Here is a 14069-nt window from a genome sequence, read left to right as displayed (position 1 = left end):
TTAAGTTATCGGATGTGAATAGGATATATCGCAGTGGATAGCGGGTGTCGGGGTGCGGAAATAGCCACGAGATCCCGTGCCGTCAAGGGGCGCAGAAAAACGGCATCGAACTCCTGAGTATCGTCTTCACGGATATCTCGGACTTCAATGATCCATGTGCCTTCATAGCGGCACCAGGCAATCACCTCCAAAATCATTTCCTTTCTGTAGTCAGCCGGTCCGTCCCCGAAACTTTCACGTATCCGCTTAATTGCATCGTCTGTCAGCCGGACAAATTCCCCTTTGCGGAACGGAGCTTCCGGCGTAACGGCAGGAGCCAGCATCTGCCAGTCTTCATGTCCGTCCAGGTCTTCCACAGCCATTGCGTAGGCTTTGTATTCAGCTTCGGTCTCGAAATGTCTGGTTATCACATATCCCCCGGATTCGGCCGTGCTCTCCACCGACGAGATATCCCCGGTTTTCCTGTATATGCTTACAGTATCCTTACCGAGTAGAACTTTTACTGTTATCATTATTGCAGATGGTGTGGTTTTATTATAAATGGAACTCCACGTCTTCCTCCTCGAACTCCGTGTCGTGGTCCTCGTTGTACCCCTCGACGGTCGAACCAGGGACATAGGTCTCTCCGCCAATCCCATAACGTCCGGCATCGAGCAGTTTCCGAAGGGTTTCGGTGTCCCCGTTTAGAATCCTTTCGATGTCCTCCCGGCTGCCCCGGACGCTAATTCCGAGACGTAGCCAGAGATTTTCCTCTCTCGAGGTGTCCGCCTCTTCCGACCGGTGGCGTATGATATGATAATCACTCCATCCGTCGGCATCGTTTACCCCGGCGATGTAGGCATTGTACTCCGCCTCAGTCTCGAACTCTTTCTCGTCCACGACGCCCCCGTTATCCGCCAGCCATTCTTCAGAAGGCAGTTCATTGTTCTCTTCATATTCCCGTACGGCGTCCTCGCCGAAAATCGTTGTTATCTTTATCATGTGTCTTTGGGTTTTGAATATTTGTTATTTAATGGTTATCAAACTCGTTTGCCCGAACCGGTTTGATTCGGTTCGCAGACAGCCACCCGGTTTCCGGCGCGTATCAGTTTGGGGAGATACACGTCCAGGTCACGAAAAGAAAACCGCAGTTCCTTGACGCCTTTCCCTTGCCCGTCGACGCGTTCGGCGGTGGCAATGCCCAAAATGCCGGAAGCGGCGATGGCATCATCCTCATACAATTCACAAGATTCCCCGTTTCGGAAAATGTACAGGGCATCCGGGTGCGCCGCTTTCATCTCGCGGTATTTTCCCATCATGTCGGAAACTCCCGGGACATTTCCGTTCCCCGTTACATTCCGGGTCTTCAGTAGGTTCCTCGTGGCGTCGATGTCGATGAAATTCGTCCAGCCGGCTTTATGAAGTTCGACAGCAGCTTCCCGCAGGGATACCTTCCCGTTCTCGACCTCCTCTTTCAGGGATTCGAGAATGTTCTTGATTTTATAATCATTCATCATATTTTTTATTCTTTGGTTACATTGTTACTTGTTCCGACGGTATTCCGGTCAAGGGGAAAGCACCCGTGGCCTCCGGTAACCCGTCGATACACTGCCCGTCGTCAGGATTTCCCCGACAGGTAATGCCCGATGGACTTGTAACGGTTAGGAATGTTCGCGTTCTCGTTGAAACCGTTCAGGCAGTGGAGCAAGGCATCTTCGAGCGTGACATAACGACGGTCGAAAGTTTGGATATTATCCAGACAATAAGCATTTACAGCGTATTTGAAAGGCGCGTACATCCTTTCGTTCTCCCGCTTTAAAATGACAAACCAGTCGAAATGGAGTTTCAAGCGGAAACCGTCGCTCTCGCCGACTTTCATCAGCCGCTCTTTGTCGAGAAGCCGCCGCACGAGTGTGGCGTCGAGCTGACGGGTATACTCCCTGTACGCCTTGATACGGGCCGTGTAAGCCGCGGCATATTGTTCGATGTCCGTTTCTTTCAGCCGATGTTCCGCCGGGTAAAAGTCCAGCACCTCTTTCGTCGTGACGGGAATTTTCAGGTCGTCCACCCCGATCTCGTAGGTCTTGTTTTCCAACACGTCGTGGAACTCGAACCCTTGAATTCCCATGAGGGTAAATTCTCGCGTCGGGTCAGGGAGCGCAAGTGATTTGAGCTCTTCGAGGTCGCGGCACACGGCCACGACCGGATACTTCTCGACCACGTCTGACGGGCCTCCGATGCGGATATACGCCTTTTCACACCCGTCGTAATCACCATGCCGGACAATGTCGCAGCAGGTGTAGTTGGGGGCGGCACGATGCCGCGCCGTATATTCCGTCCAAAGCTTGTCCAGCCCGGCTTTTACTTCGTCAGGGTCGGTCAGGGCAACGTTGCCGCACTGGCTGCACCGGCCGTCCGACAAGGCGTTGCGGGTAAATTCGAGGAACTGTCTGGTGTTCGGGTCGATGACGGCGGTACATTTCACTCCAGTGCCGCCGCAGATACTGCATACGATTGACATAAGTTTTTTGATTTGTGTATTTATTCGTACAATCTTTCTTTTTGACGCTTTTTCAAGGTCATCCGGAGATATTGCATCAGTTTCCCGCAGGGACACAGGGCATGTTCCCGTTGGCGGGCATAACTCAGGTCCCCGTTGGAGAGAACCATGCCTTCAGCATTGAGACAGAGGTCGCCGTAAACGTAGTTCTCCTCCGTAAGATAAATCCCATGAACAGGGTTCGGAAACCCCTCCGTGCTGCGGCCTTCCCGGAAAAGGAAGATACGCTCGGCCTGTCCCCGGACTCCGAAAAAGGGATACGGGGAAAGTGCCGCGAGCGTGGCGGCATGCTCTGCCGGATCATGGAAGCGGTCGTCGCTCATTTCGAGCATGTGGCCGGAGTCCTGTTCCTTTTCCTCCTGGTACTCGTACAGTGCGGCGCAGGCTTCTATGAATTCCTCCGAACGGGATGTGGCAGAGCCGTTGGTTACGATATAAAAGTCATTGACAGTAATACCGTAGGCGCGTACCCGTTCGAGGATATGGCGGATGGCCCGGACGTTAAGCGACGGCTCGCCGCCCGTGATGTTGAAATGGCGAATATGCCTGACATGCCGCAGCAGGTTGCTTATATGTTTCAAAGGGATATCCACGGATTCGGCATCTCCCCGCATGCAATGGGTACAGCGCATGTTGCAACGTCGGGTAATCTCGATGCAGAGATTCTTGATATATAGTTCTCTCATATTCGATGTAGTTCGGCTTAAGTTTCATCCGGGATTTCCTTTCCCGTGTAAGGATTATACAGCGGTGTGTTGCCAACTGCCTCGGCGTCAATAGCGAAACTGCCACGGCCTACGTCGTAGAAGAGTTCCAGCTTTAGTGGCGTTGAAGCGATGACTTTCTCAGCCTCGGCTTGTGACAGGCCTGAATACATCAGGCATTTGACACGACACCGGAACATTTCCGGATTGGTTTCCGGCGTGGTAACTACATCAACGACCTCGCACACTTCATCCGTGATGGCGAAGCGGTCGGGATTGGGTGTGCCGTTCCTTCTAGAGCCGTCCGATGCGGCATGTCCGGTGATTGAATGGTTCCGCACCTTTTCGGCGGGATAGGTCTTATCGCCTTTGGCGAAATACGACTTGCCGGAGGCGACACAGGCATGATAGATTACGTCGTGGACCTTTCGTCCGTTGTCAAGTATAATTGTATAGACCGTTCCCTCCTGCAAGACAGGAACGGCATTCGGTTTATGAGACATAAGATTTGTTTTTAGCTGTTTATGAATTTCGGTCTTGCACGCCGCATGATGTGTAGGTCATCGTAACCGATGGCTCTCAGTTCGGAAAGCGGGTTGCGGTACTCCTTTTCATGGGCTGGCCGTGTCATGGCGATCACGCCCGCATAGTCGGCTGCGCCATGCTGGCCGACATGCATGTAGGAGGTTATTTCACCCCGCCGTCCGCTCCACGGTATGTCCGGGAACAGGGCGATGACCTGTCCGTCGGGATAGCGTCTAAAGACCACCTTCGTCATTTTTCCCGCAGATTTCCGTGTCGATTTCATAGTCCCCGTAATTTTTGAATTCATAGTCCACTTCGCTGATAATTTCGTCAACCTCTTCGTCCGTTATCTCATCGGCCTTCGGGTTGTCGATATCGAGCCGTACGGTCAGGTAGATGGTTCTTGTTGCCATAATATCATACATTTTTTAGTGTCACAAAGCCGGCCTATGACAGGCCGACGGTATATTTCTCTATCAGCCGCTTCCGGTACGCCTTGTCCTTTCCGGCGGCAAGGCTTGCCAGTTTGCGGATATTCCGGTTGGCTTTTTCCGCGACCTGCTCCACGGTCGGTCCGGGAGTCATGAAATCACGGCATCCGGCACTGCAATACAGCTGCTTTTCCTTGACCGTCCTGCCACAGGCCGGACACCGGCGCTTGCCGTCACGCTCCAGCACTTCCAGAATATTGGCATGAATGCCTTTCCACCATTCAATACGGTCTATGTCATAATCGTAGACGGTTATCGTGTTCCCGAAACTGCGGGCTTCGACCTCAACGGCAATGCCCTCATCTTCAAGGCAAACCTTCAATACCGGGTCTTCGTGAGGCTCACAGTGCCTGTCATACCAGATGATATAGGTGGGATCGTCCAGTTCGTCAGGCTCTCCCAGACAGAGTTCCGTAAGACCGTTGTTCACGAGAATGTTGCGGATGGCGTCTTGTAAATCTTTGATACAGTCCATTGATATTTCGTTTTATGGTTGTTCCTCATTCGTCAGTTCATCTCCGAAGCGTGGCCGACGAACTGGAAGATATCGGCGTATTGTTCGCTGTAGATATAGAATCCGTCCCGTTTTTCCCCGGTCTCCGCATCTATTCCGTCAGCAAGGAGATATTCCCCGTCATCCGTCAGGTAGACATCGGTAAGCTTGATACGGGGCGTGTCGTGCTTCCCGTACAAGGTTGTCGTGACGGGGAAGTTGTTGTCATCGAGTTCCTCCTCTTCTGTAAGGCCGAGTGATACGCGGCCATATTGTGCCAGGAACTCCAGCATGAATTTCAGCATGGCTTGCTCGGCCTCGTGCAGCCGTCCGTCGATAAAGGCGTACTGGGTGGCGAACAGATGCAGCTTGTCGGCGCTCATTTTGTCCGGGGCTTTGCCCGGCTCCGCATTGTCTTTCTGTATTTTATCCATATCTGTCATATTGTTGGTTTCATGTTTCCAGCGGGGTGAAGGAGACGGTCAGTATCACTTTCTCGTCACCCAGGTTGAACACTTTCAGGCAGTCGTTACTGATAGTCCTTTTCAGGATGTCTCCCCGGTATCGGGAATTGCGTACCTTGAAGGTAAAATCATCAATGAACGAGCTGATGCAATGAAGCACGTGGTCGAATTCTTCCTTACCATACCGTTCCATTTCAGGGAAAATGCCTTTCAGATGCGCCCGCAGGCTCAATATGTAGTTCGGGGTCTTGCCCGTGATTTTTCCCGAGTATGTGATTTTGTATTTCCTGTCCATGATATGCCGTTCCATTTAATCGTTACTGTCATACCAGCCCTCGATCTCATCGAAATAGCCGTTCGAGTCCCATTCTTCCAGCAAGGTGGTCGGGTACGTCCATTCAAGGCTGTAAAACAGATCCTGGCACACCTCTTCATTACCCTTGCACAGGGCGAGCAGTGAGTTATGCGTGAAACAGCCGTCACTGCTCTCCGGCACACGCCAGTCCTCACGGTCTTCTGCCGCGTATTCGGGTATATAGCACACTTCATCGGGGCGGTTGAGAAAGGCATCCTCGTTCTTGTAGATGTTTCCTTCCCCTCCGTATTCCAGTTCATAGAACACACCTTCCGGCGTTTCTATCCTGTTGCCAATCTCTATCATAGCGTTGCCGTTTCGTGGGTATATATAATCACCATCCGGGAGGAGAGCACCTTGTCGCGTACCGTGGGGTTGGCGATTGCCCAATCGGAATGGAAATGCATGTCCGGAATGGATGCGGTGTCCACAATATCGCCCCCGTTTTCCAGATGGAGATAATCCGGCTGATACAGGTCGCAAAGGAATTTGCCGTCCGTATCGCTGATGGCGTATATCTTGCCGTCGAGTGCGGCCGTCATCTCCTCCTCGCTGCGGTAGACCAACAGGTATTTACAGCCGGTCTTCATCTCTTCCGCAATCCGCTTATGCAGTTCTTCAGGAGATAATTCACGCAGTCTTGACACGACCGCCCCGATACTTTCCACGGCATCGTAGCTGTCCAAGGCATCATGGCAGGTCGTTTCAAACTCCTCTTTCGGACGACCCGCAAAATTGATGGTACGGACTTCCTGCCCGTGCCCGCCGAGCAGGTAAAAGGGCGTACCGTTCCATTGTTCCTTTCTGACAGAGAGCGGCCGGGAGCATTCCCGTGTCTGCCGGTTCACAACGGCATACAGTTCCAGACTTTCCCCGCATTCCATACGCAGGATATGCCGGGCGAACTCCGTAAATGTCATGATTTTGATTCCTTCCCCGTTCGCCGTGAAGAAATCCTGTCTTGTCTGTTTCATAAATCCGTTTTTTTAAGAGTAGGTAATCGTTTTGTATAAGGGGTGGAATACTCACCTCGTTTTGAAAAAAAAGACCGCCGCAGCCGTAGCCGCGACGGCCCGTCATCATTATGGCATGTGATGAACAGGTTCTATTTTCGTTATTCGGCCTCGTAGTACGGTACGCCGTGCCTTACCACTGCTTTTTCCATTTCTTCCCACCAGATTTCACTATGGCGGTCATTGTCAAAATCTATGGGCTTTCTTTTACCGAGCCGCAGCCGGTCCCGTGTCTCCATTTCCGTTTCGTACACAATCTGTTCCATTTCTTCGTCCGTAACATGGTAGGTATCGAACGGCTCCGGCAGAGATTCCAACTCCCTGCGTGACAGCTCGGATTGCCCGCAGGTGAAAACCTTGTCATAGAAAGCGTCATCTTTCGGCGGCAGTTCGGGTTCCTGTTCCGGCAGCACATCCAGATAATCCGACTCGTACAGGTAGTTTTCGCCGCGCCCCTTCGTCTGCCGGTTGTTCTTGAACTCTTCCAGATCACTTTCCGTCAGGCGGAATTCCTTCTTCTTACGCCGCAGGTACTCCATCATGTTTTCGAGGGAGGAGAACGGGGCTATGAGCTCCATGGAAGAACGGTTGTGCCAGGCATCGCTCCGGTACAGCAGGTAGACCTGCGGGCGGTTCCGGGCCGCCTCCTTACGGTATTCGCCGAACTCATACAGGGCGTTGTCGAAACTTCCGAATGCCAGCCGGACTTTGTCTTCGACGGATATGGACTCCCGGCATTCCTCAAAACGGCGTTGCACGTATCCGATGAAACCCATGTCTTCCAGAGTCTCCATGACCGTGATGTCATCAGTCGAGAGCGCGATGTCAGCTCCTGCGAAATTGTCGGCTGACAGCACGTGTTTCTCTTCATTGTATTCGTCTTCCGCCCTGCAGACGGCCAGACCGGGCGTTTCCGCCTCGATCTCCACGACCTTACGGAGCGTCTCTTCGATAGCTATCCGGTATTTTTTCATTGTATGATGTTTATTTGTTTCAGTTCACGTTTGTAGTTTCTCAATGACGGCTTGTGCCCTTTCTCCCTTACGATCTGGCGCATCTGTGCAAAGGTGTATGCCTTCTCCATGTCCAGGCCGTAGTCCGTGGCGAATGCCGTCATTCCGATATAGCAGAAGCCGAACTTCCGGTGCAGCATGTCGGCCGTATAAGGAGTCATGTCTTCCGCCAGGGTTACGGGGACAGCCATTCCCCGGATCTTGAACTTCAAGCCCTCGATAAGGGTCCCGCAGTTGTCGCTGTGGTAGGTCAGGTCCCTGCGGCGGGCGCAGTAACCGATGGTCTCGCCCATGAAGGTGTTGCGGAAGATTTCCGTACGGTTCAGGTCCTTCAACTTCTCGACACCGTAATAGCAGACCGCCTGTACGGCTTTCAACGCTTTGTCCACACGGGGTTTGACAAAGCGGGGGTCGTTTTCCGCCACGATCTTTTCCAGCCACGTGCGGTGGAAGGTTCCGACAGGCACGTCGAACACCTTCTCCGGTGTGCAGTATTTTGAATCCGACCGCGTCATCATCAGATGTGCCGAGGACGGCTCGTATTGTTCTTTCAGGTAAAAGGCCAGACAGGTATTGCCGACTTTGCAGTAAGTATAGTCGTCACGGCTGTTTTTCAGCGACAGCATCGTGGTTTCCCCGCCGTAGAACTTCTCGGGCAGTCCGGTCTGTCGGCAGAACTCCGTGAGGAAATGTCCGGGGATGGCACGTGCATAACTGCGCTCCCGGTAGCACTCCTTCGCCATTTGTGGGGTGATGAACCGTTTGGCAAAGTCACAGATATGGTGATGGCCGTAATCATACGCCGCCTGCGTGTTCGCGTAGGTCTGGAACTTTTTGGGCATCTGGCGGAACCAGCGGAAACACGTCCCGTGCTCCATGCAGTAGTCGACAAATTCCCGCGTCCATACATTTTCAGGAAATTCGGGACAGTTGCCGTTTCTTCGGATGAATGCCTTGCACACTTCCACCGTGAGCAGGGATTGTTCAGTTTCCTCGTCGATATAGCAGTTCGTCTCCCGTTTGCTGTTATCGATGGCAATGACCAGTCTTTCCGGTGTCTTGAACCGCTTCGGCAACTCCCCGAACATGTAAGGGTGTTTCTCCATCAGCCGGTCCGCCAGCATGTCGTCCAGATATACCGACAACGGCTTGAAAAACTGGGGGTCTGTGATGAAGTTTTTTCCTTCGGTCGAACAGACAGCCGCATGGAGAATCTCATAGGAATAGAACCGGGCGGGAACAAGCGAGAGGTCATGTTCCGCCATCTTGCGGTAGTATGCCGCAGTCTTGAAACGGGACGGCACGACGGCATCGGTAACCGTGCTCAATATTTTCATCCCGTCGAGCATCCCGTAATAGAACTCTTGAGTCTTTACCTCAACGGGGACATATCCGAGGATAAGCCCCGTTTTCATGACGGCGTCTGTCCTGCTGTCCGTGTAATACGGGTCGTAAATATAGCTGCGCAAGGCCAGGTATGCCAGTTGTGCGTCCCAAAGGCGTTCAGGTATGAAGGCGAGAATGTCGAAATCCCCGCGTCCGTTTCGGATGACCGCTTCTGCCATTTCTCGGGTAACCATTGCTTCGGGAACGGCCGTGATATTCTTCGTTTTTTTGCGCATGGCGTAGTCACAGACTGCTCCCGAACGGTACGCCTCCGGAATATTGCGCAGCTCGAAGCTGTGCCAGCTCTCCGTGCTGCCCGCGATGATTCGTTCTATACGTCCGGGTGTGAGGAAACGTCCCGGAATATGGCTCAGCACCTCTATTTCCTTGCTTTCGACGGCTGCTTCCACGATCTCTTCCGTGAACAGGTGTTCCGGCAGCCATTCTATGGCCGATACGATGTTATTGTGCCGCATACAGTTTCTTTTTAAGGTTGGACGAACGGACGATTCTCACAAGGCGGCACCCCCGGTAGACATAGAGTATCCTGGATTCCCGTTCGGCGAGTTCCTCAAGTCCCTGCCAGTGCTGCGGTGTATTTATCTTTTCGAGTCGGACATGGTTGTTCACATATACCGTGATCGGTTTCATGCTGTCATGGGAGGGCGTATCTTCGACGAAGAGCGGCAGTTCACAGTATTCTCCCTTGTCCATGACATGCCATCTGCCGTTATCGAACAGGAGGCACGTGTCCTCCATGCGGCCGAAAATGTCTGCGTTGTCCGCGATGCGTGATGCGGATTGCCGCGGTGTTTCCCGTCCGTCACGGATCTTTGAAAAACAGTGGACGGTATCGCCGGTTCCTGTCCATTTTCCATAGGGTGACGGTCCCAGTTTTTGTATGTCGCCCAGCGACAGCAGGGCATCTACCCGTCTGTCATTGGGATAGAACACCCGGAGTTTCCTCACAAGGTCTTTTGAAAGCGTCTCATGGAGCGCCTTGATGTGCCGGACACTGCCGTCCGGCAACAGTTTTCCGATTTGTATGCTCATAATAGTGCTATCTCTTGTTGTTGAAGTATAGCCGGGTCGTCCTTCTTTCGATTGACAGTCCGGCTTGAAAATTATGATTTACAGAAGTCTTCGGACTGGTATCCGGCCATGTCCGGTACGGAACCGCGTGTCATTCCGTCCTGTCGTCTTCCCGTCTTTTCATTTTCAGTTCCCTGCCGGTTGCCGTGCGGCAGAGCGGCAGTTTCCCGGAAGCGGTTTGCTTGCATCCCTCGACGAGCCGTCCTTCGGACACCATTTTCCCGTACATTTCCCTGATATAACGGTATGCCGGGGAGGTGTTCGAATAAACGGACTTCCCACGGAGTGTCTTGACACGCAGCTTTTCGACGAGTATTTCCAGCACCTGCTCCCGGCTCTTGTACAGGTTCCGGCGCTTGGTGCGGAAGGCGTCGAGAAAGACACCCCCGATAGTCATGTCATGAGTCTTGTGGTAATACGCGAGTTCTTCCTCCTCCGTCAGGTCGAGAATCTCGCCGTAAGTGTCAGTACGTAGGTACCGGAAGGTCGTTCCTTGTGCCAGAATCTTCTCGATAAGCTCCATGTGCTCTTTAAGAACAGGGCCCGATAACGATTGGGGATGACAGTACAGGCATGTCTTTCCGAGATACACCTCGGGACAACCGTCTTTGTATTTGTTTTCCTTGATGCTGAACCCTGTTTCCGTGAAAAGGCGCTTTACCTCGTCGAAGAAGCGTCCGGCTTTCTCTTCCGGCATGCGACCGCCGTCATAGCCGGACTCGACGCGGAAGTATGTGTCGATATATATCGGTGTGTCCATTTACAGTTCTGATTTTGATATGTTATATAAAGCATAGCCCGGAACCTCCCGCTCGGGTTCCGGGCATCGTTGAAAATATTCTCATAGACGTATGGAATCGAACACTTTGTCGATGTCCTCCTGCGCCAGCCCGATGTAGCGCCGGGTGGTTTCCAGGTTGGAATGGCGGAATATCTGGTTGAGCAGGATCAGGCCCTCGGCCGAGCGTCCCATCAGCTCGTAGACATAGCGCCCGAAAGTCTTGCGGAAGGTATGTGTGGAGAATGCCCTGATCGGCAGCCTGTACCTTACCTTGAATACCTTGAGCAGCCTGTTGATGTATTCCAGCGAGTAAGGTTTCCCGGTACGCGGGCTGAGAAAGATGTACTGTTCGGGGGCGGGTTGTCCGAGCATCTCGTACAGGAAACGGTTCTTCTCCTGCACGTCCCTGTTGAACTTGATCAGGCGGTTTTTCTTTGTTTTCTGCTCGATGCGGGTCATGGTGCTTTTTCCTAAGATGTCTTTCCAGCGCAGGGTCCTCACGTCGGAGGCCCTGCATGCCGTGCAGAACGACAGCCAGCAGTAGGTCTCCCACAGGTACTCGCCGTCCTTCTCAAGCCCGCGGACCAGCCTGTTATATTCCGCTATGGGCAGGTAGTCGGCTGTCGTCAGTTGTCCCTTGATTCTTGTCACGTGGCAGCCTTTTAAGATTCCGGCAACCCTTCCGAGAGCATCAGCTCGGCCAGCGCCCCGTTCTGGGGAATCATGGCCGGAATGTCCGTACGTCCGGGCTTGTAGATTTCGGTTGCCACGTTATAGATATCCCACGCCGTGAGCGTCTTCTTCTCTTCGGTGAGTTTGAGCAGGTCCTCGGTGAAGATGGAAATCTGGGACTGGTTCAGGGGATAGGTCTCCACCTTGGACGAAAGACGCTTGTCGGAACTGTCATGCGATACGCGCAATGCTGTCAGCAATCCGATGTAGGCGTACATCTCCACCGGGGTAATTACTTTCGCTTTCAGGCGGCGGATGCGTTCCCTGTCCTCGTTCATCTGTACCTCGAAGTTCGAGAGCCACTCGTCTACACGACCGAAAAGCTCTTCGGTGGTGACTTTGTCTTTCCCGTAGTTCGACACACTGCGTTCGGGGGAGAGGATGCACTGGTTGTGGCACACCCTGACGCACGGGCCGATGGCCGCCTGGATGCCGTCCTGATGGAAGGCGATGACAAGCGTCGTGGTCAGCTCGTCCGTTTCCCATTCCTTAATGCGGATGGTCGTATAAACGCGGCGCAGGATATGCGCCTCGACGGCCATCGCCCCGTACTTTTGTTCCACCTGGGGCAGGACGACCACGCCGGGCTGTGCCTTGTTCTTGTTCTGGGCGGCGAAGATTTCCTCCACCTCGTAATTCAGGTTGTGTTTCTGGCAGATGTCCGCCATGCGCTCTATCACCTCGTAATGGTAGATTCCCTTGAGCGGGTTGCCATAGATGTCATTTTCCTTGTGTGTGCGCCGGAGCGTGTCGAGCGTCATCACCTCGACGTTGTTGTTCTGGAAATCGAACTGCACGGGGGCGGCCGTTGTTGCTAATGCTGTTGCCATAATGATTGATATTAAAAAAGTTATACAATAAGAAAGGCGGTGAACCGTTGTCCATCGCCTTTCCGGAATTCATTTTGCGGTTTCAGGCAGGTAACGCCTGCATATCAGGTCCGTGATACTCGGGTAATACACGTTGCCATAAGTTCCGTATGGTCCGAAACGGGCAAGGAAGCGGAAGTAAAAATCTACCGGACGCCGGTAGCTCGTCTGTATTTTGGTTTTCAGCAGGCGGTAGGCGTACTCGTCAGAATTTTCCACCTTGACCTTGCGTCCGTTGAAATAATAGTTTCCCTCCTTATCTGAAGAAAACGATACCTCTTCCTTTGCCGGACGCTCGCCGGCAACGACCCTGAAGAAGTCCTCCAGGGAGCGGCAATCCTGGTATTCTACCGGAATCGTGTCGCCCTCTCGCAGTTTCACGTCCAGTTTGTCAAGCAGTGTCTTGATGGCGGGCGTGTAGATATTTTCGGATTGGAAGCATCTTGTATCCCGCCAGTATTTCTCGAAAAGAGAGCCGGTTTCAAGGAGTAGGAACAGGGTTTCACGCGCTGTCTGCGGTTTATCGGCCAGATATGGAATATACTCGGTCACCAGTATGGAAAGTGAAAGATACTCCTCCGGTTGCAGTTCGCTCTTCTGGTGCAGGTTACAGTGCCTCTCGAGCAGGGAGTCGATGTCGGCTTCCCGCAAGCTTTCGTCCGTCCATACCAGGCAACCTTCTTTCTTGCAGGCGGGACATTTATCCGCTCCATACGGCAGGAGCATCACCTTGCCGCAATCGGAACAGGTGACCAGGTCGCCTCGTTCCGTATAAACATCTACCGTTTCCATTCTCAATCCTCCGCGTAAGGCCATTCAAGGCAGCAGTCATTGCATACGGCCACGCCCTCGTCACTCAGAATGTCAATATCTGTGCCCCCACATTCGGGGCATACCGGTACCTTTTTCTTGTCCATTCGTCGCTCTGCCGCTTCTTCCGTCAGAAGCAGCGGCACCCAGTATGCCGATGTGCCGAAATCCCGTATCCCGTTTTCATCCTGTATGGGTTCACAACCTTTCGTTCCCATGTATTTCTGGGAGTCCGGCCAACACACGGCACGGTAACACTTGTCCCGTTCGGGAGATTTGCCGGTATGGCGTATATAGTCTTCCTCGGGCACGTAAAGCGCCCCGTTCTCCCCGCTTCCCCATGCCGGATAACCGGTTCCTTCTTCCTCGAAAGGAGCACTTTCCTCGGGAAATTCCACGAGTGCATATAACTTGTCATCCCATGCCAGGGAACACTCGCCGCAGTGGAACCGACTTTCGTGAATATCATAACGGATATTTTCCGAATTGCATTTCGGACAGATAATGTCTTTTGTTTTTACTTTCGGGAAACTCAGGATTTCTCCGGCAATGATTTCCATGCTGGGCCAGAACAACTGTTCGCAGTAATCGTCGGCCATCTTTTCCGCCAGATTCTGCATGTCGTCATCGCTGATCTTTTCCACATCGAAACCTTGTCCTTCCAGGTCATCGCGGTGGACGGACGTGATAGGGAAATACCCGGCGTTCAGCTCCCGGATAAATTGTCTTTCCTCTTCTGTCGGTTCGGGTAAGTTGTTGAAATATTCCCTGAGCCGTTGATAAAGTTCTCTTACCATAATTA

General features: G+C 52.8%; 21 protein-coding genes. All 21 read right to left on the bottom strand.

The window, feature by feature from the left end; all coding sequences use genetic code 11:
• Positions 1 to 5: 5 nt before the first annotated feature.
• Positions 6 to 512: a hypothetical protein gene (locus tag C233_RS0101295; protein ID WP_008143058.1), complete on the bottom strand. Its 507-nt coding sequence runs from the start codon at positions 510 to 512 to the stop codon at positions 6 to 8.
• Between the two features lie 22 nt (positions 513 to 534).
• Positions 535 to 981: a hypothetical protein gene (locus C233_RS0101290; protein WP_004293675.1), complete on the bottom strand. Its 447-nt coding sequence runs from the start codon at positions 979 to 981 to the stop codon at positions 535 to 537.
• A gap of 38 nt (positions 982 to 1019) precedes the next feature.
• Positions 1020 to 1496, bottom strand: a complete 477-nt coding sequence (locus tag C233_RS0101285) for a MutS N-terminal domain-containing protein (RefSeq protein ID WP_008143055.1) — start codon at positions 1494 to 1496, stop codon at positions 1020 to 1022.
• 101 nt (positions 1497 to 1597) lie between these two features.
• Complete coding sequence (locus C233_RS0101280; protein WP_004293673.1) at positions 1598 to 2500, bottom strand: hypothetical protein; 903 nt, start codon at positions 2498 to 2500, stop codon at positions 1598 to 1600.
• A gap of 20 nt (positions 2501 to 2520) precedes the next feature.
• Entirely contained in the window at positions 2521 to 3225 is a 705-nt protein-coding gene (locus tag C233_RS0101275; protein ID WP_025068530.1) for a radical SAM protein, read from the bottom strand.
• A 17-nt stretch (positions 3226 to 3242) separates the two neighbouring features.
• Entirely contained in the window at positions 3243 to 3746 is a 504-nt protein-coding gene (locus C233_RS0101270; protein WP_004293671.1) for a hypothetical protein, read from the bottom strand.
• 11 nt (positions 3747 to 3757) lie between these two features.
• Positions 3758 to 4021 carry a hypothetical protein gene (locus tag C233_RS0101265; protein WP_004293670.1) on the bottom strand — a complete coding sequence of 88 codons (264 nt, stop codon included), beginning with the start codon at positions 4019 to 4021 and terminating at the stop codon, positions 3758 to 3760.
• Entirely contained in the window at positions 4002 to 4181 is a 180-nt protein-coding gene (locus C233_RS0101260) for a hypothetical protein (protein ID WP_004293669.1), read from the bottom strand. The genes C233_RS0101265 and C233_RS0101260 overlap by 20 nt, the downstream gene beginning before the upstream one ends.
• A gap of 34 nt (positions 4182 to 4215) precedes the next feature.
• Positions 4216 to 4734: a hypothetical protein gene (locus tag C233_RS0101255; RefSeq protein ID WP_018665676.1), complete on the bottom strand. Its 519-nt coding sequence runs from the start codon at positions 4732 to 4734 to the stop codon at positions 4216 to 4218.
• Between the two features lie 32 nt (positions 4735 to 4766).
• A complete protein-coding gene (locus tag C233_RS0101250; protein WP_004303935.1) occupies positions 4767 to 5186 on the bottom strand; it encodes a hypothetical protein in 420 nt (139 codons plus the stop codon).
• A gap of 19 nt (positions 5187 to 5205) precedes the next feature.
• Positions 5206 to 5526, bottom strand: coding sequence for a hypothetical protein (locus tag C233_RS0101245; protein ID WP_004293666.1), 321 nt, complete (start codon positions 5524 to 5526; stop codon positions 5206 to 5208).
• Positions 5527 to 5877: a hypothetical protein gene (locus tag C233_RS0101240; RefSeq protein WP_018665675.1), complete on the bottom strand. Its 351-nt coding sequence runs from the start codon at positions 5875 to 5877 to the stop codon at positions 5527 to 5529. It lies immediately after the preceding gene.
• Positions 5874 to 6545, bottom strand: a complete 672-nt coding sequence (locus tag C233_RS0101235) for a hypothetical protein (RefSeq protein WP_018665674.1) — start codon at positions 6543 to 6545, stop codon at positions 5874 to 5876. Before C233_RS0101235 ends, C233_RS0101240 begins: the two co-directional genes overlap by 4 nt.
• A gap of 140 nt (positions 6546 to 6685) precedes the next feature.
• Positions 6686 to 7558, bottom strand: coding sequence for a DpnD/PcfM family protein (locus C233_RS0101230; protein WP_018665673.1), 873 nt, complete (start codon positions 7556 to 7558; stop codon positions 6686 to 6688).
• On the bottom strand, positions 7555 to 9459 hold the full coding sequence (locus C233_RS0101225; protein WP_018665672.1) for a hypothetical protein: 1905 nt from the start codon (positions 9457 to 9459) through the stop codon (positions 7555 to 7557). Before C233_RS0101225 ends, C233_RS0101230 begins: the two co-directional genes overlap by 4 nt.
• Positions 9446 to 10036: a hypothetical protein gene (locus C233_RS0101220; RefSeq protein ID WP_018665671.1), complete on the bottom strand. Its 591-nt coding sequence runs from the start codon at positions 10034 to 10036 to the stop codon at positions 9446 to 9448. The genes C233_RS0101225 and C233_RS0101220 overlap by 14 nt, the downstream gene beginning before the upstream one ends.
• 130 nt (positions 10037 to 10166) lie before the next feature.
• Entirely contained in the window at positions 10167 to 10835 is a 669-nt protein-coding gene (locus C233_RS0101215; RefSeq protein WP_004293660.1) for a hypothetical protein, read from the bottom strand.
• An 81-nt stretch (positions 10836 to 10916) separates the two neighbouring features.
• Positions 10917 to 11507, bottom strand: a complete 591-nt coding sequence (locus C233_RS0101210; protein WP_004293659.1) for a tyrosine-type recombinase/integrase — start codon at positions 11505 to 11507, stop codon at positions 10917 to 10919.
• An 11-nt stretch (positions 11508 to 11518) separates the two neighbouring features.
• On the bottom strand, positions 11519 to 12418 hold the full coding sequence (locus C233_RS0101205) for a DUF932 domain-containing protein (RefSeq protein ID WP_004293658.1): 900 nt from the start codon (positions 12416 to 12418) through the stop codon (positions 11519 to 11521).
• Between the two features lie 69 nt (positions 12419 to 12487).
• The gene (locus C233_RS0101200; RefSeq protein WP_004293657.1) at positions 12488 to 13273 is read right to left on the bottom strand and encodes a hypothetical protein; all 786 of its coding nucleotides are present in this window, start codon (positions 13271 to 13273) and stop codon (positions 12488 to 12490) included.
• Positions 13252 to 14064 carry a hypothetical protein gene (locus C233_RS0101195; RefSeq protein ID WP_004293656.1) on the bottom strand — a complete coding sequence of 271 codons (813 nt, stop codon included), beginning with the start codon at positions 14062 to 14064 and terminating at the stop codon, positions 13252 to 13254. The genes C233_RS0101200 and C233_RS0101195 overlap by 22 nt, the downstream gene beginning before the upstream one ends.
• Between the last annotated feature and the right edge of the window lie 5 nt (positions 14065 to 14069).

This window comes from Bacteroides gallinarum DSM 18171 = JCM 13658 (assembly GCF_000374365.1).
GTDB lineage: Bacteria > Bacteroidota > Bacteroidia > Bacteroidales > Bacteroidaceae > Bacteroides > Bacteroides gallinarum.
Note: the sequence above shows the minus strand (reverse complement) of the source record. Positions and strands in the feature narration are given on the sequence as shown.